Raw genomic sequence first — 19,107 nt, forward strand, 5'->3', positions numbered from 1 at the left:
CGCGATCGGGTGCAGCGGGCCTTCGTTTTTGGCGGACGACTAAAAGAGGTAATTGGCAAAAAGGCCGTACGTAATCTGACTCGTCTTTTCGGTGATGGGGCTGTCGGTCGCGTCGCCGCGCAGCCACGCGAACGACACGCTCGCGCCAACGTTCCAACGCGTTGCGATCCGATAAACCCCGTTGACTGAGAAGCGCAACTGGTTCAAACCGGAGCTGGCCGAGTAGGTCGGCAATCCCGAGCGCGCGCTCTGCTCGGAATTCACGCCAAAATAGGTTTCGTTGTACTTGTCGCTTCCCCACGTCAGGCCCGGGCCTGCGCTGAGCGTCAGTTGCGCAATGGGTTGATAGCGTCCCAACAGATCGAAAGTCGCGACGGTGCCGCGATCGTTGCCGGCAATATCGGTCAAAACGCTCGCGCGCGCCGTGACGAACTCCCACGTATAAACACCGAACAGCTCCGCGTGCGCGGTGCGTTTGACGTCGCCCAGTCCGTGCAGCCGCGAGTCGTCGGACTCGCTGCGCGGTTCGATGAAATCGTAGGTCAACGCCGCGCCGACGCGCCAGTTACTATCACGATACAGATATGCGCCCAGCGATAGCACCGAGCCCGCGTCTGGGTTCGCACCGATAAAGAAGCGGTCGTAATTCACGCTCACCGACGGCACCGCCTCCCATTTCGTGCCACTCGCGCCCGGAAATTTCGGCATGTTCACGACCCCTGCGCCAACCGCAAAGCGCCACGGGCTCGCGCTCGCGCCAGGCGCCTGCGTCACTTCCGGCGCGCCGATGGAGAACAGGCTTTCCGACAAACCGAGCGTATCGTCGGCCATCGCGGTGACGGCAAACAGCGACAAGCCGGCCCCCGCCAGCACCTTGAGCATACGCGGCTTTGACACATCGATCATTTCTGTTTCTCCGTGAAAAATTAAAAAAGACTGAATGCGACTTTTCCGATCCCGGCATTCATGGAGTGGCGGCGAAATTGTGAAATAGTTGAGTTTCTAATTGCAGCGGCGTTAAAAGAATGACCGATCGCCTCGCTCGATAATCGCGATGATAGAAAATACGTTTGTAATAGCCGATGCATCCGCTTTATTGGGACGTTTGTTTGGCGCATCTCCCCCCCAAGCAGGGTAGGGAATCGTGCCTTATTTCGGGGGATTCACTTACAGAATACGTGGCGTGAGCATAGCCCGATCTTTTCGCCGGTCGCAAGCATATTTTTCTAATTACATGCTGCAACCGCGTAATCGAGTAATAGATGCAATTTCAATGCTTGTATCAAGCGACGCGGAATTTGCCATCCTCGTTCGTAGGCGATAATCTGTGCGGGCTTGACTTTCGCGTCGCCAGGTGTGAAATGTAGTCAGATGGCGGCTTTCGATGCACGGTGATCTACGTTACAGGTGAGCTATGCCTTCAGGAAAGTACATCGGCGATAAAGCAGTCAGTGCGTCGTTTTCATGTCTTTGTGACAAGTCTCAAGCGCAGTATGCCAACCGCCGTATCAGTGCCGATCTGTCGCGGCGCGGCTTCGTCACCGGTCTCGCCGCTTCGATGCTGAGCCTGGTTCTGCCCGGTCTTGGCAATGCTCAAACCACCCAACCGCCAGCACCGCCGGACAAGCCGGTGCTGTTCACGAACTTCCGCTTGTTCGATGGCAAATCGTCGACGTTGCGTGACGGTCTCTATATGGTTGTCGAGGGTGACAGCATCAGCCAGTTGGGTCGGGGTCAACCGGCTTCGATCGACGGCAAAACGCTCGTCGATTGCGGTGGCAAGGTGATGATGCCCGGCATGATCGACATGCACTGGCACGCGCTGCTCGCGGCAGTGCCGATTCAGGTCATCCTTCAATCCGACATTGCTTTCGTTCATCTTGCGGCAAGCGCTGAAGCCGAACGTACGCTACTGCGCGGCTTCACAACGATACGCGACGCGGGCGGCCCGTCATTCGCGCTGAAGCAGGCAATCGATAGCGGCATGATTTCCGGGCCGCGAATCTATCCGTCCGGCGCGATGATCACGACCACCGGGGGTCACGGCGATTTTCGTGCGCTGAGCGATCTGCCGCGCGCCGGCAACCAGGTCACCCAACTGGAACGGGACGGTGGCTTCGCGATCGCCGACAGCGAAGACGAAGTCCGCTTGCGGGTGCGCGAGCAGTTCATTCAGGGCGCGACGCAGATCAAGCTGGTCGGAGCCGGTGGGGTATCGACGCCGCGCAGCCCGCTCGACATGCTCACGTTTACCGAAAAGCAGTTGCGCGCGGCCGTCGAAACAGCGGCCGACTGGGGCACCTATGTCCTCTCGCATGCGTACACGCCCGAAGCGGTTCAGCGCTCCGTTGCGGCAGGCGTGCAGTGCATCGAGCACGGTCATCTGATGGACGACAGGACTGCGGCGTTGATGGCGAAGAACGGCACGTGGTTGAGCACGCAGCCGTTCGTCAACGAAGACGACGCGGGTCCGCTCGCCCCACCGATCCGCGAAAAATTTCTTCAGGTGATCGCGGGCACCGACAGGGTTTTCAAACTCGCGCGCAAGCATGGCATCAAGGTCGCGTTCGGCACGGACCTGATCTTTTCGCAGGCCGTGGCCGCACGGCAAGGCACGATGCTCACGCATATGAAGGCGTGGTATAGCGCAACCGAAGCATTGGGCATCGCAACGGGCACCAATGGCCAGCTACTCGCGCTGTCCGGGCACCGCAATCCGTACCCGCGCAAGCTCGGTGTACTCGAGGAAGGTGCGTACGCCGATCTGCTGCTCGTCGACGGCAATCCGCTCGAGAATCTCGACCTGATCGCGAACCCGGAGCAGAACCTGCGCATCGTGATGAAGGATGGAAAGTTCTACAAGAACACGCTGAAAGCGTAATCAACAATTCAGGCGGGCGCGCAACCTGGCGCGCCCGCATTCGCTACACCGTCACACTATTTAGCCGTGCCCCTGCAGACGGATGTCGCGCGACGATGCGCCGACGTACACCGAGCTGCCCGGCACATAGAGCCAACGGTTGCTCGTCGTATCCCACACGCTCTGCATGCGCTGCGTCACGACAACGTGCACACGACGCGATTCGCCCGGGTTCAGACCCACCTTGTCCCAGCCGACGAGACGCCGCGGCGGTTCACCCTGATACGGCACGCCGAGGTACACCTGCGGCACTTCCGCACCGGCGACGCGACCATCGTTACGCACGTCGAACGACACGTCGATCAGGCCGCCCGGCAGATGCTGAACCGACAGACCCGAGTATGCGAAGTGCGCGTACGACAGGCCATAGCCAAACTCGAACATCGGCGTGATGTTCTGCGAGTCGTACCAGCGATAGCCCATATCAAGCTTCTCGGCGTACACCGGGTTCGCCGCGAATGCGCCATTCGTGCCCCACGTCGGCGTATCCTGGTCGCGCACCGGGAACGTGACGGGCAGCTTGCCGGAAGGATTGACCTTGCCGAACAGCACGTTCGCAATCGCATTGCCGCCGCCTTCGCCCGGATACCATGCTTCGATGATCGCCGACACGCTATCCTTCCACGGCATCAGCACCGGGTTGCCGCTTTCGACGACGACGATCGTGTGCGGATTGGCCGCCGCAACCGCTTCGACGAGTGCATCCTGGTTGGTCGGATTCGCGAGGCCCAGGCTCGGCAGATCGCCGATATCCTCACCGGCCGGCTGCGCGACCACGACGATCGCGACGTCGGAGTTGGCCGCCAGCGTGGCCGCCTGGGTGATCTGCTGCTGCGTGTAGGCGGCAAACGGCGACTGCTGATCGCTGTTGCCGGCGAAGGTCACGGTGGCCTGCGGCGCGAGCGCCTTGATCGCCGACACGATCGGCGTGTTTAGCTTCAGCCACGGGTTGGTCCACCAGCTGCAGCCCGTCTCCGTGCCGAACGTCAAGCCGCCGCAACCGGCGAACGCGCCCGTCACCGGATCGCGCGTGTTGCCTGAACCGCCGCCCGTCAGCACCGCCGCGTCAGCATGGCCGCCGATCACCGCGATACGCGACAGCGAACCAGCGGCGAGCGGCAACTGATTGCTGGCGTTCTTCAGCAGTACCATCGACTGCTCTTCGACCGACTGCGTGAAGGCTCTCGCGGCCGAGAAGTCGATGGTCGCGCCACCCTTCGGCGGATCGTCCATCACGCCCGTGCGGATCATCACGTACAGCTTGCGCTCGACCATGTCGTCGAGGCGCGCGGTCGACACCGAGCCGTTCGCGATCGCCTGTTTGACCAGCGTGGGCGTCAGATAGACGGTCGAACCGACGTCTTCCTCCTCGTCGAGACCCGCATTGATCGCCGGTGCCGTGCTATGCGTCGCGCCCCAGTCCGACTGCACCTGACCTTCGAAGTGCCAGTCGTTCTTCAGCACGTCGTTGAGAATGTGTGGGTTCTCGCAGGCCTGGATGCCGTTGACCTCGTTGTAGCTGCACATCACGCTGCCGGGCTGCGCGCGGCGCGCGGCGATTTCGAACGGCAGCAGATAGAGCTCGCGCATCGTGCGCTCGTCGATCTGGCTATTGCCGCCGCCGCGGTTATGTTCCTGCTCGTTGCCCATGTAGTGCTTGATCGTCGCGATGACCTTCTGGCTTTGCGTGCCGTCGGTGCGCTCGGCGAGCATCTCGCCGGCAAGCACCGGATCTTCGCCGAGATACTCGAAGAGCCGGCCACCGCGTGGCTCACGCGCGAGGTTGGTGCCACCGCCGAGCCCCATGCCGAAGCCCTGCTGACGCAACTGGATCGCGATCTGCTTGCCGAAGTTCCACGACAGCGCGCGGTCCCAGCTCGCCGCTACCGCGAGCGTCGCCGGGAAGGTCGTCGATGGCTGGTTGGTGCTGCCCGAACCCGTGGCCGAGTCGACCATGTTCAGGTCGGGAATGCCGAGACGCGGCACGCCCTGAATGTAGCCCGCGCCGCCGCCCGGCACGGCGGACATTGCATACTGCGAGTGAATGAACTGCAGCTTTTCGTCGATCGTCATCTTGTTGACGAGCGTTTCCGCGCGCCGATGCGCCGCTGCCGACGCGAACGCGTTCAGCACCGTCGACATGGGCGCGAAGTCGAGACCAGGAGCGGGTATTTCCGCGTGCGCAGCGGCGCTCACGGCCGCCGCTATCGCGACGGCCGGCCATAGTTTCTTCTGCATAGGTGTCTCTCCGAAATTGTGCTTTTCTGGGGCAACGGAGCGCGTCGGGGGATGGAAAACGGACGCGAAAACAGGCATGCAGCGATGACTGCAAACGTTTGCCTGTGGGAAGAAGAATCGGCGCAACTGGATGGGCTGTAGCGACTCTTCGTGGTGAGTAATGTAAGAATGTAGTCTGACTACAGCATCGGTATTTATACCAATACGTGTAATTTTATGCGTAATGGGGCGTAAGGCTTTTCCGACACAGGCTAATTGAAAGTTAGCGAATCAAAGCGAATAAAGAGTCGGCAATTTTGTGCGGGCTTTTATTCAAATTGGTGAGTGGGCATTTGCGCATTGACAACAAAAAAGCCGCCGTCTAGTTTACTGGAAGCTACATCCCTTAAACTGGATTACATGGACATCAACGCCCAGATCGCGCGCCGGATCAAAGAACTGCGCGACGCTCAAAATTGGTCGCTCGATGCACTGGCCGAGCGCAGCAAAGTCAGCCGCTCGAATATCTCGCTGATCGAGCGCGCTCAGAGCAGCCCTACCGCGACCGTGCTCGACAAACTCGCGACCGCGTTGAACGTGCCGCTCGCGTCGCTATTCGAGCAGGATGGCGCGCCGGCTGCCGAGCCATCGCCGGTCAGTCGCGCGACCGAGCAGGCGGTGTGGACCGATCCGAGCTCGGGGTATGTGCGACGTCATCTGTCGCCGACCGCGCGCTCGGCGATCCAGTTGGTCGAGGTCCACTTTCCCGCCGGTCAGCGCGTCAGTTACGAAACCGGCGCGCGCGACGCGGACATTCATCAACAGGTGTGGATGCTCGACGGGTCGATGGAAATCACGATCGGCGACACCTGTTGGCGGCTCAAGACCGGCGACTGCCTGGCAATGCGGCTCGACAGCCCGATCGTGTTCCGTAACCCCACTCGCAAACGCGCGCGCTATCTCGTCGCGCTGACCACATCGCCAGTCAACGAACGGAGAAACGGATGAGCGATAACGTGACCATACGGCGCGTCGGCGCGAACGAAGCTTCGGCCTGCGTCGAAGCGCTCGCCGACGTGCTGATCGACTGCGTGGAAGGCGGAGCATCGGTCAGCTTCATGCTGCCGATCTCGCGTAACACGGCGCTCGCGTTCTGGCGCAACGTCGTGGAGAGCGTCGCGCGTGGCGAGCGCGTAGTGCTGATCGCCGAAGATCACAGCGGCGATATCGTGGGCACCGTGCAGCTGATTACCGCGCAACCCGAAAATCAGCCACATCGCGCCGACGTAGCGAAGATGCTCGTGCACAGAAAAGCACGCCGGCGCGGCGTAGCGCACGCTCTGATGCGCGAACTCGATCGCATCGCGCGGGAAGAGAAGAAATCGGTTCTCGTGCTCGACACCGTGACCGGCGGCGATGCCGAACGGCTTTATCAGCGCGCCGGCTGGCTACGCGTCGGCAGCGTGCCGAATTGCGCGCTGATGCCCGACGGCGCGTTTTGCGCGACGACGTTCTATTGCAAACAGCTTTGACTGCGCCGGCCCTCCGCTCCGTGCAAGTATTTGAAAATTTCAACTACTTGCCTATAATGCCTGCACTGCGTATGACGGTCGACAGCGGAGCAATTTCTTGTACTCGGACTTCCTGACTTTCAGGCTCGACCTGACCAGCGCGTTGCTGATCAACCGCGCGAATATGGTCTATCGCGAGCGCTGGGATCTCGACGTGCGTGCGTTGCGCGTGCTGCGCCTCGTCTGCGCGGAGCCCGACATCACGCCCAAATCCGTTTCACAGCGCGCGCTGATCGAAAAAACGCTGCTTTCCAAAGTCCTCGCCGAGCTTGAAACGCGCGGCCTGATCACGCGCAACATGCATGCGTCGGACCGTCGTAGCATCGCGTTACGCGCCACCGCGAACGGCCTCGAGGTCGCGCAGGCGTCCGAAGCGGTGGGCACCGAACTCGAGGTCGAGCTGGCGAAGGCGCTCAGCGCGAACGAACGCAAAACGCTCGAACGTCTGCTCGGCAAGCTTTCACACAGCCTGCTCGAAAGCGAGTCCGCAAGCGCGCCGCCTGCGCGATCCTGACAGACGGTCCGCATTTGCCGCCTTCCTTCCCTGGCGTTCATGGCAACAAGGAGCCCTCCATGTCGAAGCTGATCCAAACGATGTCGAGCGCGATCGACGCGCTGCTGCCTGAACTCGAAGCGATCTACAAAGACCTGCACGCGCACCCCGAACTGTCGATGCAGGAGGTGCGCACCGCGGGCATCGTCGCGGACTACGTGGAAAAGCTCGGTTACGAGGTGACGCGCAACGTCGGCGTGACGGGCGTCGTTGCGTTGCTGCGCAACGGCGACGGTCCCACCGTGATGCTGCGCGCCGACATGGACGCGCTGCCGATGGCCGAAGCGACCGGCCTGCCCTATGCGAGCACGGTGAGGGCGAAAGACGAAGACGGGCTCGAAGTCGGCGTCGCGCATTCGTGCGGCCACGACATGCACGTCACGTGGCTGCTCGGCGTCGCGCGTCTGATGGCAGGGCATCGCGACGCATGGCGCGGCACGCTGATGGCCGTGTTCCAGCCCGGTGAGGAAGTCGGCCGCGGCGCGCGCAGCATGCTCGACGACGGCATGACCACGCGCTTTCCGAAGCCCGACGTGATTCTCGGCCAGCACGTGATGGTCGGCGCGGCGGGCTCGGTCGGCTATCGCAGCGGCACGATCCTGTCGGCCGGCGACAGCATCAAGATCAAGCTGTTCGGGCGCGGCGCGCACGGCTCGCAGCCGCAGACGTCGATCGATCCCGTGATCATGGCAGCGTCGACGACCTTGCGTCTGCAAACCATCGTGTCGCGCGAAATCGCGCCGAGCGACAGCGCCGTGCTGACCATCGGTTCGCTGCAAGCCGGCACGAAAGAGAACATCATCCCCGACGACGCGACGCTGAAGCTCAACATGCGCACTTACGACGATGACGTGCGCGAGTACATGCTCGGCGCGATCCGCCGCATCTGCTGCGCCGAATGCGTGGCGTCGAACGCGCCGCGCGAGCCAGAATTCACGACACTATCGAGCTACCCGCTGACGATCAACGACGCGGCCACGACCGAGCGTGTGCGCAACGCGTTCGAGGCGCAGTTCGGCGAGCGCGCGTACGAATCGCCGCCGGCCGCCGCAAGCGAAGACTTCAGCGTGTTCGGCCGCGAATGGAACGTGCCGTACTCGTTCTGGTTCGTCGGCGGCACCGAGCCCGAAGTGTTCCGCCAGGCGCTCGCCGCGAAAAAACTCAACGAAATTCCGAGCAATCACTCGCCGAAATTCGCACCTGTGCTCGACCCGACCCTGCGCACGGGCCTCGAAGCCATGCTGTGCGCGGCCGGTGCCTGGCTCGATCAACACGAAACCACTCAGTGAATTCACACGCTGTCTACACCATTCTCGACCTGATCGGCACCTTCGTGTTCGCGATCAGCGGCGCGGTGGCCGCGCGTCAACGACGGCTCGACCTGCTCGGCATCGTCGTGATCGCCTTCATGGTCGCGTGCGGCGGCGGCATCGTGCGCGACCTGTGCATCGGCGCGATCCCGCCTGCGGGGCTGTCGAACTGGCGCTATCTGGCGACCGCGCTCGCCGCGTCGGCCGTGACGATTCTCGCGTATCCGCAGGTGCGCCGGCTGCGCCAGCCGGTGCTGTTCTTCGATGCGATCGGGCTCGGTCTGTTCGCGGTGTCGGGCGCGCAGAAAGCGCTCACGTATGGCCACAATGCCGAACTCGCGATTCTGCTCGGCATCGTCAGCGCGGTCGGTGGCGGCGTGATGCGCGACGTCGTGCTCTCGCGCGTACCCGCGATTCTCGAACGCGAGATCTATGCGTCGGCCGCGCTGTTAGGCGCGGCGGTGCAAGTCGGTTTTTCGTACGCGGGCTGGACGGACTGGTGGACGCCGTGGTTCGCGACATTGGCTTGCGTGTTGGCGCGGCTCGCGTCGCTGCGCTATGGCTGGCGGCTGCCGATCTTCCAAGGCAGACGCACGGCCGAGACACGCGACAACTCATAACGAGCCCTTCGCGCTTCAGCTCGCGGTTTGCGGAATCGGCACCGCCGCCGCGCCACGTTGTCTCGTGCGTTCCACCGGCTCTCTCCGTTCATTCCCCATGTCGATCCGCTCGCGACGAAGTGCGTGGTCATGTGCCACCCGCCATGCTCGGCGGCAGATCGCGATAGATATGAATCATCGCGGGCCCCATCAGCACGACGAACAGCGCCGGAAAAATGCAGAACATCAACGGAAACAGCAACTTCAGCGCGATCTTCGCGGCCCGCTCCTCGGCGCGCATCCGGCGGCGCGCGCGCAGCGTATCGGACAGCTTGCGGGCGGGCCGCCCGCGCTCGGCATCGCGCTAGTCGTGTGCGTGGTGCCGCCGCTCACGTTCGTCGCGCATCGGTGCTGGACGTATCGCTAAATACGAAGCACGCACAAGGCGACTCACGTCGCGCGCAACGTCTTCTGACACGCCGCGAGTACCGCGCCGGCCGCTAGCAGCAGCGCCGAATACACGAGCCCGCGCGCGAGCCCGGCGCCATCCGACACCCAGCCGATCACGACCGGCCCGACGATCTGCCCGAACGCGAACACGATCGTGAAGGCGCTGATGCCCTTCGCCCAGTGGCTCGCGGGCAGATTGTGGCGCACGAACGCGGTCGTCGACGCGACCGCCGACAGGAACGTCGCGCCGAACAGCGCGCCCGAAACGAACGCGACCCACGGCAGTGTGAAGAGCGCGGGCAGCAGCGTCGCGATCGCCAGCAGCGCGTTGAGCAGGGCGAGCGCCTGGCCCCCGCGCATGCGATCGAGCAGCGTCGACCAGATCCGCGCCGACACCACGGTCGCCGCGCCGAGCAGTAGATAGAAACCGGTGACGACCGCCGCGCTCATGCCGGCGTTGCGCAGCAGCGCGACGATGAACGTCATGTAGCCGATATAGCCGACGCCGAACAGCCCGTAGCCCGCGAGCGCGGCCGCGAAGTGCGGCCAGCCCGGGGCAGGGGTGGCGCCGGCTGCATGCGCCGCAGCCGCCGCGCTCGTGTGCGCGCGCTCGATTCTGCGCGACGCGCCGATCGCGACCGCGGAGAACAGCGCGCAGGCCGCCGCGAGCGCGAACCACGCGAATTGCCAGCCGTGGGCGGCATCAAGGATCGCCACCGGCACCAGCACCGACGACGCGACGATCCCCCAGCCGGTGCCGCCGTAATACAGACCGAGCACGAGCCCCGCGTCGCGCGGTCGCGCCGACGCGAGCCGCGCCGCAAGCACGCCGCCGCCGATGAAGATCGCCGCGCTGCTCGCACCGGTGATCACGCGCAGCGTCAGCAGCGCATGCGTGCTGGCGGTGAGGCCGCTGCCGGCCATCAGCAGCGCGGTCAGCACGCAACCGGCCGCGAACAGCGCGCCGGCCGACCAGCGGCGCGCGAGGCGCGGAAACACGAGCGCGCCGAGCAGATAGCCGAGCGCGTTGGCGGTGTTCATCGCGCCGGCCTGCGCGAAGCTCCAGCCGAGGTCGAGTTTCATCGACGGCAACAGCAGCGCGTACGCGAAGCGCGCGAAGCCGAGCGCTGACGCGCTGCCGAGCGATAGCGCGGCGGCCAGCAGCAGGGTCGGCACACGTTCGGCGGTGGTCGTTGATGGGGCGTGCGATGCGGTGTCGGCGGAACGGGAGGACATGGGCGGACGGATGTAAACGGGAACGCTGCGAGCCGATTCTACCTGGAGCGACGACGAAAGTCGCGCAATGTGCGCGGCTTACCCGCCCGCCCCTTCCGGCTCATGCGGCATGAGCCGCGCCTTCGCGTGGCGCATCTTTTCCAGCGTCTCGGGCCCGGCCTTCAGCGCGACGCCGATCGCGAGCGCGTCCATGATGCACAGATGCACGAGCCGCGACACGCCCGGCGTGTTCGGATCGATCGGGCTCGCCACGCGCAGCAGCAGCGGAATATCGACGAGCCATGCGAGTCGCGAGCCGACGTTGGTCAGCGCGATCGTCGTCGCGCCGCGCTCCTTCGCGATCTGGATGCTTTCATTCACTTCGACGCTGCGCCCCGAATGCGAGATCGCAAACGCGACGTCGCCCGGCTCCATCAGACCCGCGTATAGACGCTGCAAATGACCATCGGTAAACGCGGCCGCCGCGATGTCGATGCGCAAAAAACGCAGCGCCGCGTCCTGCGCGACGAGCCCCGAGCCTGAGCCCACGCCGAAGAAAAACACGCGCCGGGCGCTCGAAAGCGCCGCGATCGCGCTTTCGACCACGGCAGGATCGAGCGCGCCGCGCGCATGCGTGATGCCGTCGATCGCCGCTTCGCCGACCTTGTCCATCAAGGTCTGCACGTCGTCGTCGCGCGCGACCGCGGTCGATGCATACGGCAGCCCGCCCGCGACGCTCTGCGCGAGCTGCATCTTGAAGTCGCGCAGACCGTGCGCACCGATCGCGCGGCAAAAACGCGTGACGGAAGGCTCGGACACTTCGGCGCGCTGCGCGAGTTCGGTGATGCTCGCGCGCATCGCGAAGTCGACGTCGGCGAGCACCATGTCGGCGACCTTGCGCTCGGCGGGCCGCAGACTCGCGAGTGCGTTGCGGATGTGGGGAATCAAGTTCGGTGCGGACACCCGGTGTTCCTTAGGGGCTGTTTCATATGGATCCGCGTCGCTCGCAGCTTGTTCGGCTTGAATCGGCCTGATCAAAGTTCAAGCCGCACGCGGTTCAGACCAGCCTGCGTCCACTCTCCGTATCGAACAGATGGATGTGTTCGGCCGGCAGACGCAGCGCGACACGCTGACCGGGCTCGATCTTCGAGCGCTCGCGCGTGGTCACGCACCACGAAGCGCCGCCTATTTTCCCGTACAGGTGCGTTTCGGCGCCAGTTGGCTCGATCACTTCGACGTCGAGCGCGGCATCCGGTATCTGCGTCGTGATCTCGACGTGCTCGGGCCGCACGCCGAGCGTGGCCTTCGCACCGACCACGGCCGACGCAGGCGTGCGTTCGAGCGCGACCTCGCTGCCGTCCGCGAGCTTCAACGCGAGGCCCGCACCCTGCGTGCGATTGACGATCACGCCCTCGGCGAAATTCATCGACGGCGAGCCGAGGAAGCTAGCGACGAACAGATTCGCCGGCCGGTCATAGAGTTCGAGCGGACGGCCGATCTGCTCGATACGTCCCGCGTTCATCACGACGATGCGATCGGCCATCGTCATCGCTTCGATCTGATCGTGGGTGACGTAGATCACGGTGTTCTTCAAGCGCTGATGCAGGGCCTTGATTTCGGTGCGCATCTGCACGCGCAGCTTTGCGTCGAGATTCGACAGCGGTTCGTCGAACAGGAACAGCGACGGCTCGCGCACCACCGCGCGGCCCATCGCCACGCGTTGCCGCTGACCGCCCGACAGTGCGCGCGGCAAGCGGTCCAGATAGTCACCGAGGTTCAGCATCTTCGCGGCCGCATCGATGCGCGGCTTGAATTTCTCCGAGGATTCCTTGCGGATTCTCGGACCGAACGCGATGTTTTCATACACCGACAGATGCGGATACAGCGCGTAGCTCTGGAACACCATCGAGATGTTGCGCTGCTGCGGCGCGAGCGTATTCGCGCGCGTGCCGCCGATCATCAGATCGCCGCCGCTGATTTCCTCGAGCCCGGCCACCATCCGCATCAGCGTGCTCTTGCCGCAGCCCGACGGACCAACCAGCACGACGAACTCGCCGTCGTCGATGTCGAGATCGATGCCGTGCACGACCTGGGTGTCGCCATAGCGTTTGAAGATGCCGCTCAGTTGCACTGCTGCCATGCTGTCCTCATTGTCTTGCTGTGTGTTGTATTGCCGATGTTGTATTGCCGGTGCCGTAGTGCACGCGCCGCGCGCGGCTCAGAACGACTCGAGCGTCAGCTCCTGCGCCATCAGGCGGTTGCCCGCCATCAAGCCGCCGTCGACCGGCAACGCGACGCCGGTGATCACGCGCGCTTGCGGCGATGCGAGGAACAGCACCGCATCGGCGATGTCGTCGGGCGTCGCGAAGTCGCGCAACGGGTACCACTTCTTCAGTTCCTCGAACACCTGCGGATTCTTGTCGACACGCGCCTGCCACGCCTGCGTCTTCACAGTGCCCGGACAGACGATGTTCGCGCGAATGCCAAAGCGGCCCAGCTCGATCGCGAGCGCCTTCGTATAGCTGATCAGGCCGGCCTTCGCGGCGCTATATGCCGGATGACCGAGCGCGGCGAGACCGTTCACCGAGCCGATCAGCACGAGCGCGCCGCGCTGCCGTTCGATCATCGACGCGCGCACCGCCTCCACCGTGTGATACGTGCCGTTCAGATTCAGATGGATGTCGCGCTGCCAGCTTGCGGCGTCGGTGGTCGCGAGCGACGCGCCGAGCGCCGCGCCCGCGTTCGCGACCAGTACGTCGACCGGTCCACGCTGCGCGACCGCCGCGGCCACCGCGTGCTGCACCGCAGCGGCGTCGCCGAGATCGACCGCGACCGGCACGACCCGGTCCGCGCCCTGTTGCGCGCCCCGTTGCGCGCCGAGTCGCACGCTCAACGATTGGAGCGCGGTCGCGTCGATGTCGAGTGCGAGCACGGTGTCACCCGCCTCGACGAAGCGCTCGCATAACACGCTGCCAATACCGCCGCATGCGCCCGTTACCAATACGACACGATCCATGTGTTCCTCGCTCGTTGGCCTGGCCGTTTCGGCCGTCTTGCCGGCGCCGTCCGCCACCCGGCTCGCGCTACGCGCAACGCTGTAAATTTCCTACATATCCAACCCGCGACGACTGCCGGCCATCCCGAAGAGTGGGTTTCCGTCCCCGTCGCGCCGTGCAGAATACCCATGCTTTACAGCATCTTATGCACAAAACAGCCCGAGAAAAAATATCGCAGACCCTACGTGACAAGCTATTTTGCGTCATGTAGGATTTTTTCAAACAATTTACCCAAGGCGGCCGGCGACGGCAGCAAACCACCCACAGGAGAGAGAAAAATGTCGTTGCATGCCCGTGCTTCCCTCGCGCTCGGCAAAGTCGCCGTGGCGCTCGCGTTTGCAGGTATCGCCGTCTCGGCCCATGCCGAGACGGTCCGCGTGACGGTCGCTCACTACAGCGACGCGACCGCGCCGTACTTCGAGAAAATGGCCCGCAACTTCGAGAAGGCCAATCCCGGCACGACCATCAAGATCGAAGACGTGAACTGGGACACACTGCAACAGAAGCTGCAAACGGACATCTCCGGCGGCGCCAACGCGGACCTCGCGATCGTCGGCACGCGCTGGCTGCTCGACTTCGTGAAGGACGACGTCGCCGAGCCGCTCGACGGCTATATGGACGCGAACTTCAAGGCACGCTTCATCGGTCCGTTCCTGGCTCCCGGCCAGATCAACGGCAAGACCTACGGCCTGCCGATCGCCGCTTCCGCGCGCGCGCTGTACTACAACAAGGATCTGCTCGCGAAGGTCGGCTACCCCGACGGCCCGAAGACCTGGAATGAAGTGATCGATGCATCGAAAAAGCTGAAGGCGCAAGGCATCGCCGGCTTCGGTCTGCAAGGCAAGGAAATCGAAACCGACGTCTACTTTTACTACGCGCTGTGGACGATGGGCGGCGACGTGGTCGGCAAGGACGGCAAGGCCGCGTTCAATTCGCCGGCGGGCGTGAAGGCCGCGACGATGTACAAGCAGATGATCGACCAGGGTCTCACGCAACCGGGCGTCACCGGCTATAGCCGCGAGGACGTGCAGAACCTGTTCAAGCAGGGCCGCGTCGCGATGGTGATCTCCGCGCCGTTCCTCGCCAAGCAGATCAAGAAGGAAGCGCCGAACCTGAAGTACGGCATCGATCCGGTGCCGATGGGCACGACGCACGCCACCTACGCGGTCACCGACTCGATCGTGATGTTCAAGAACTCGAAGGTGAAGAAGACCGCGTGGAAGTTCCTCGACTATCTGTTCACGAAGGAACCGCGCGTCGAATTCACGACGACCGAAGGCTTCCTGCCGACCACGAAGGCCGAAGCGGCGGACCCGGCGTTCAACGATCCGGACATCAAGGCATTCGTCGCGCTGCTGCCCACGGCTCACTTCGCGCCGACCGTGACCGGCTGGGAAGACACCGCGAAGGCCGTGACCGACGCGATGCAGGCGATCTACCTGAACAAGGCGCAACCGGCGGAAGCGTTGAATGCGGCCGCTGCGCAGGCGAACAAGTCGCTCGGTCACTGATACGCGGCTTTTGACAGTAACGAGACGAACAGGGGACGCGCGGCGCCGTAGCTCACGCGCCGCGCGTTGCGCCGCGCCACTCCCACATTCGAGCCTATGCAGCACGATGCACCCTCCGGCCCATTCCGTCGTGCCCGCCGCCAGAGAGCGGGCGCGTCTTACGATCGAGCACGCATGAGCCGTTCCGTTTCTTCGCGCGCGCAGGCGCCCTGGTTGCTGATTGCGCCGAGCCTCGTGCTCGCGCTGTTCATCATCAGCTATCCGATTTTCAACATCGTGTGGCAATCGCTGCATGAGGTATCGCGCTTCGGCGCGATCCGCGACTTCACCGGCGCGCAGAACTTCATCAACGTGTTTCAGGACCCGGTGTTTCTCGATTCGGTACGCCGTACGATCATCTGGACCGTGTGCGTGGTGGGCGGCACGGTGCTGATCTCGGTACCTGTCGCACTGATTCTGAATCAGGACTTTCACGGCCGCGGCGTGGCGCGCACGATCGTGATGCTGCCGTGGTCCGTCTCTTTGACGATGACCGCCGTCGTCTGGCGCTGGGCCTTCAACGACGACTACGGCATGGTCAATGTCACGCTGCAGCGGCTCGGCCTGATCGGCGGGCCGATTCACTGGCTCGCGACGCCCGAGTTCGCGTTCCCCGTCGAAATCGCGGTCGGCATTCTGGTGTCGATTCCGTTTACGGTGACGATTTTTCTTGGCGGCCTGTCTTCGGTGCCAAGCGATATCTACGAAGCCGCGCGTATCGACGGCGCGAGCGCCTGGCAGCAGTTCCGTCAATTGACGATGCCGCTGCTGCGCCCGTTCATCAACATGGCGATCCTGCTGAACGTGATCTACGTGTTCAACTCGTTTCCGATCATCTGGGTGATGACGCAAGGCGGCCCCGACAACAGCACGCACATCCTCGTCACTTACCTGTACGAACTCGGCTTCCGGCTCGGACGTCCCGGCGAAGCGGCAGCCGTTTCGCTGATCATGCTCGTGATGCTGTTCGTGTTCTCGATCGCTTATCTACGTCTGCAACGCGCGAAAGAAGGAGTGCCATCATGAGTCTGAGCGCGAAGACGAAACGCTCGCTGTGGTGCTGGATCGCACTGACGCCGCTCGTGATCGTCATACTGTTTCCGTTCGCGGTGATGTTCTTCACCGCGGTCAAACCGGCCTCGGAGATCTTCGTCTATCCGGCGCGCTGGCTGCCGGTGCAGTGGCAGTGGCGCAATTTCATCGACATGTGGGACGCGGCCAACTTCGGCGTCGCGCTGCGCAACAGCACGATCATCAGTTTCCTGTCCACCGCGCTCGCACTCGCGGTGTGCCTGCCCGCCGCTTACGCGCTCGCGCGCTTCCCATTTCGCGGACGCGGCCTGTATCGGCAGTTCCTGCTCGTCACGCAGATGCTGTCGCCGATCCTGCTGGTGGTCGGCCTATTCCGGCTCGCGGCGATGATTCCGTGGGGCGACGGCAACCTGGTCGATTCGAGGATCGGCGTGATCGTGTCGTACGCGGCGTTCAATATCGCGTTCGCGGTGTGGATGCTGTCGTCGTACTTTCAGACCGTGCCGCAGGATCTCGAGGAATCCGCGTGGCTCGAAGGCTGCAGCCGCACGCGCGCGGTGTTCAAGGTGTTTCTGCCGCTCGCGGTGCCGGCGATCGTCGTGACCGCCATCTTCACGTTCATCAATGCGTGGAACGAGTTCGCGGTCGTCTATACGCTGATCCGCTCGCCGGAAAACAAGACGCTGACCGTGCAGGTGACCGATATGGTCGCGGGCAAGTACGTGGTCGAATGGCATCTGGTGATGGCCGCGACCTTGTGCGCGACGTTGCCGGTTTCGATCGTGTTTGCGTGGTTGCAGCGTTATATGGTGAAGGGGCTCGCGCTCGGCGCGGTGAAGTGAGTGACTGCGCGGCGCGTGCCGCGCAGTGTTCGCTTGCGGGTCGTGCGTCAGTCGGTGCCGCGCACGATGCGCAGATCGCGTTCGACGCCATCGCCCAATGCGGCCAGCGCCTTCTTGTACTCCTCGCTTTCGTAAGCGGCGACGGCCGCCTCGTACGTCGGGAACTCGATCACGACCGTGCGCTCCTTGAGGCCCTGCTCGCGCGCCTCGTCCGCCACGCCTCGCACGAGGAACTTGCCGCCCGCCGCCGCCACCGCGGCCGGGGCCAATTGCGCGTACGCGGCCAGTTTCTGCGGATCGTTCGTCTTGCGGTACGACGACACCCAATAACCTTTGCTCATTCGAATCTCCTTGTGTGATGGACCAACAGGGGACTAAAGGGGACCTAAGCAGTCGCGGTCTTACATAGTAGCAAAGCGGGCCGGCTCGCGGTGCCGAGCGGTACCGCGCCGCCGCGCGCCGCGCGCCGCGACTTGGACAGCATCTGCCACCACCAGCCCGTGATCGCGCATAACGGGAAGTGTCTCTTTCAGCATCGCCAAAACGATTTAGCCATTAAACGGTTTGTGCACTAGGCTTGCCTTTGCACACTTCAAGCGATGGACCAAAGGAGACAACGAATGAGCGAGCGAGACGAGTCGTTTTGTGCATGCTGCGGCGGTCCCGACCACCGGGCGATGAGCCGACGGACTTTCATGAGCCTGCTTGCGGGGAGCGCCGCCGGACTCGCCATGCCGCCGGCGTTCGCCGCGGACACACCCGCCGTGCCCACGATTGCTTACGACTCGATTGCCAACCCCGTTCGTTTGCCGAACGACAGGTACTTCGGTGAATGCTCGGGCGTCGCGCTCAATTCGCATGGCCATATCTTCGTGCTGTCGCGCGGCAACACCACCGGCCCCGCATATGGCGCGGCCGCCGCGCAACTGCTCGAGTTCGCGCCCGATGGACGCTTCGTGCGCGAGATCGGCCACAACCTGTATGCGTGGTCATTCGCGCACACGGTGAAGGCGGACCGGCACGACAACATCTGGGTCACCGACAAGGGCTCGGACATGGTGATCAAGTTCACGCCGGAAGGACGCGTCGCGATGGTGTTCGGCCGCAAGCAGGAAGCATCGGACGAGGAGACGGCGCCGCTCAAGCATCCGAATCCACCGCTGCCGTCCGAACCCGGACGCTTTCGCCAGGTGACCGACGTCGCGTGGGACAAGGCGGGCAACACCTATATCAGCGACGGATACATCAACTCGCGCGTCGCGAAGGTCGACCGCGACGGCAACTGGCTGAAGTCATGGGGCGATCGCGGCACGGGACCGGGGCAGTTCCATACGCCGCATAGCATCGCGGTGGATGCGCACGACCACGTTTATGTGGCCGATCGCAGCAACCGGCGCATCCAGGTGTTCGATACCGAGGGCACGTTCCTGCGCCAGTTCACGATCGACGTACCGGTGCCGCCGGACGCGCGCCCCGCGATCGGCAACATGCCGAGCGAGGCGGACCTCGCCGCGGGCACGTTCGCGCCGGGCTCGCCTTGGGCGATCTGCATCTCGCCGGGACCGAATCAGGTGCTCTATAGCGCCGACGCCTTTCCGGGCCGCATCTACAAGATGACGCTCGACGGCAAAGTGCTCGGTGTGCTTGGCAAAGCGGGCAAACAGCCGAAGCAGTTCGGCTGGATTCACGAGATGGCGTGTCCTTCGGAAAACGTATTATTCGTTGCCGAGTTGCTGAACTGGCGTATTCAGAAACTGGTTCTGCATGCGTGATGGACGAGGGCCGCCGCATT

Annotated in this window: 17 protein-coding genes and 1 pseudogene; 10 read left to right on the forward strand and 8 right to left on the reverse strand. The window is 63.7% G+C overall.

The window, feature by feature from the left end:
- Window positions 1-39 precede the first annotated feature (39 nt).
- On the reverse strand, window positions 40-906 hold the full coding sequence (locus OKW38_RS29845; RefSeq protein ID WP_090807601.1) for a MipA/OmpV family protein: 867 nt from the start codon (window positions 904-906) through the stop codon (window positions 40-42).
- 652 nt (window positions 907-1,558) lie between these two features.
- Between OKW38_RS29845 and OKW38_RS29850 the strand changes: the two genes are divergently transcribed.
- The gene (locus tag OKW38_RS29850; RefSeq protein WP_429365551.1) at window positions 1,559-2,881 is read left to right on the forward strand and encodes an amidohydrolase family protein; all 1,323 of its coding nucleotides are present in this window, start codon (window positions 1,559-1,561) and stop codon (window positions 2,879-2,881) included.
- A gap of 60 nt (window positions 2,882-2,941) precedes the next feature.
- Here the strand turns inward: OKW38_RS29850 and OKW38_RS29855 are convergent, their stop codons facing one another.
- The gene (locus tag OKW38_RS29855; RefSeq protein WP_429364479.1) at window positions 2,942-5,158 is read right to left on the reverse strand and encodes a beta-glucosidase; all 2,217 of its coding nucleotides are present in this window, start codon (window positions 5,156-5,158) and stop codon (window positions 2,942-2,944) included.
- Window positions 5,159-5,557: 399 nt separating this feature from the next.
- Here OKW38_RS29855 and OKW38_RS29860 point away from each other — a divergent pair, with 399 nt between their 5' ends.
- The 5 genes from OKW38_RS29860 to OKW38_RS29880 all read left to right on the forward strand — a co-directional run bounded on the left by OKW38_RS29860 (window position 5,558) and on the right by OKW38_RS29880 (window position 9,191).
- Window positions 5,558-6,145: a helix-turn-helix domain-containing protein gene (locus OKW38_RS29860; protein ID WP_429364481.1), complete on the forward strand. Its 588-nt coding sequence runs from the start codon at window positions 5,558-5,560 to the stop codon at window positions 6,143-6,145.
- Window positions 6,142-6,669 (forward strand): N-acetyltransferase family protein, encoded by a 528-nt coding sequence (locus OKW38_RS29865; protein WP_429333335.1) that lies wholly within the window; start codon window positions 6,142-6,144, stop codon window positions 6,667-6,669. Before OKW38_RS29860 ends, OKW38_RS29865 begins: the two co-directional genes overlap by 4 nt.
- Before the next feature lie 97 nt (window positions 6,670-6,766).
- The gene (locus tag OKW38_RS29870) at window positions 6,767-7,222 is read left to right on the forward strand and encodes a MarR family winged helix-turn-helix transcriptional regulator (RefSeq protein WP_429364483.1); all 456 of its coding nucleotides are present in this window, start codon (window positions 6,767-6,769) and stop codon (window positions 7,220-7,222) included.
- 59 nt (window positions 7,223-7,281) lie between these two features.
- On the forward strand, window positions 7,282-8,550 hold the full coding sequence (locus OKW38_RS29875) for a M20 family metallopeptidase (protein ID WP_429364485.1): 1,269 nt from the start codon (window positions 7,282-7,284) through the stop codon (window positions 8,548-8,550).
- Window positions 8,547-9,191, forward strand: a complete 645-nt coding sequence (locus OKW38_RS29880) for a trimeric intracellular cation channel family protein (protein WP_090807629.1) — start codon at window positions 8,547-8,549, stop codon at window positions 9,189-9,191. Before OKW38_RS29875 ends, OKW38_RS29880 begins: the two co-directional genes overlap by 4 nt.
- Window positions 9,192-9,318: 127 nt before the next feature.
- Here the strand turns inward: OKW38_RS29880 and OKW38_RS29885 are convergent.
- The 5 genes and pseudogenes from OKW38_RS29885 to OKW38_RS29905 all read right to left on the reverse strand — a co-directional run.
- A pseudogene (locus OKW38_RS29885) lies at window positions 9,319-9,519 on the reverse strand (type II secretion system F family protein); the annotation flags it as partial.
- Between the two features lie 101 nt (window positions 9,520-9,620).
- Entirely contained in the window at window positions 9,621-10,856 is a 1,236-nt protein-coding gene (locus OKW38_RS29890) for a YbfB/YjiJ family MFS transporter (protein ID WP_429364487.1), read from the reverse strand.
- Window positions 10,857-10,934: 78 nt separating this feature from the next.
- Entirely contained in the window at window positions 10,935-11,798 is an 864-nt protein-coding gene (locus OKW38_RS29895; protein WP_187610637.1) for a MurR/RpiR family transcriptional regulator, read from the reverse strand.
- A 94-nt stretch (window positions 11,799-11,892) separates the two neighbouring features.
- Complete coding sequence (locus OKW38_RS29900) at window positions 11,893-12,975, reverse strand: ABC transporter ATP-binding protein (RefSeq protein WP_090807635.1); 1,083 nt, start codon at window positions 12,973-12,975, stop codon at window positions 11,893-11,895.
- 78 nt (window positions 12,976-13,053) lie between these two features.
- Window positions 13,054-13,851: an SDR family oxidoreductase gene (locus tag OKW38_RS29905; RefSeq protein WP_429364489.1), complete on the reverse strand. Its 798-nt coding sequence runs from the start codon at window positions 13,849-13,851 to the stop codon at window positions 13,054-13,056.
- Window positions 13,852-14,169: 318 nt separating this feature from the next.
- Here OKW38_RS29905 and OKW38_RS29910 point away from each other — a divergent pair, with 318 nt between their 5' ends.
- From OKW38_RS29910 to OKW38_RS29920, 3 genes are all read left to right on the forward strand, one after another.
- Window positions 14,170-15,402, forward strand: a complete 1,233-nt coding sequence (locus OKW38_RS29910; protein ID WP_090807637.1) for an ABC transporter substrate-binding protein — start codon at window positions 14,170-14,172, stop codon at window positions 15,400-15,402.
- Between the two features lie 174 nt (window positions 15,403-15,576).
- On the forward strand, window positions 15,577-16,467 hold the full coding sequence (locus OKW38_RS29915) for a carbohydrate ABC transporter permease (protein ID WP_090807639.1): 891 nt from the start codon (window positions 15,577-15,579) through the stop codon (window positions 16,465-16,467).
- Window positions 16,464-17,315 (forward strand): carbohydrate ABC transporter permease, encoded by an 852-nt coding sequence (locus OKW38_RS29920; RefSeq protein ID WP_090807642.1) that lies wholly within the window; start codon window positions 16,464-16,466, stop codon window positions 17,313-17,315. Before OKW38_RS29915 ends, OKW38_RS29920 begins: the two co-directional genes overlap by 4 nt.
- Window positions 17,316-17,362: 47 nt before the next feature.
- Here the strand turns inward: OKW38_RS29920 and OKW38_RS29925 are convergent, their stop codons facing one another.
- The gene (locus OKW38_RS29925; RefSeq protein WP_018423759.1) at window positions 17,363-17,656 is read right to left on the reverse strand and encodes a DUF1330 domain-containing protein; all 294 of its coding nucleotides are present in this window, start codon (window positions 17,654-17,656) and stop codon (window positions 17,363-17,365) included.
- A 279-nt stretch (window positions 17,657-17,935) separates the two neighbouring features.
- On the opposite strand from OKW38_RS29925, the gene OKW38_RS29930 reads away from it, so the two are divergent.
- Entirely contained in the window at window positions 17,936-19,087 is a 1,152-nt protein-coding gene (locus tag OKW38_RS29930; RefSeq protein ID WP_429364491.1) for a peptidyl-alpha-hydroxyglycine alpha-amidating lyase family protein, read from the forward strand.
- Window positions 19,088-19,107: the final 20 nt, after the last annotated feature.

The sequence above is a fragment of the Paraburkholderia sp. MM5496-R1 genome, from assembly GCF_050436205.1.
GTDB classification, from domain to species: Bacteria; Pseudomonadota; Gammaproteobacteria; order Burkholderiales; family Burkholderiaceae; genus Paraburkholderia; species Paraburkholderia tuberum.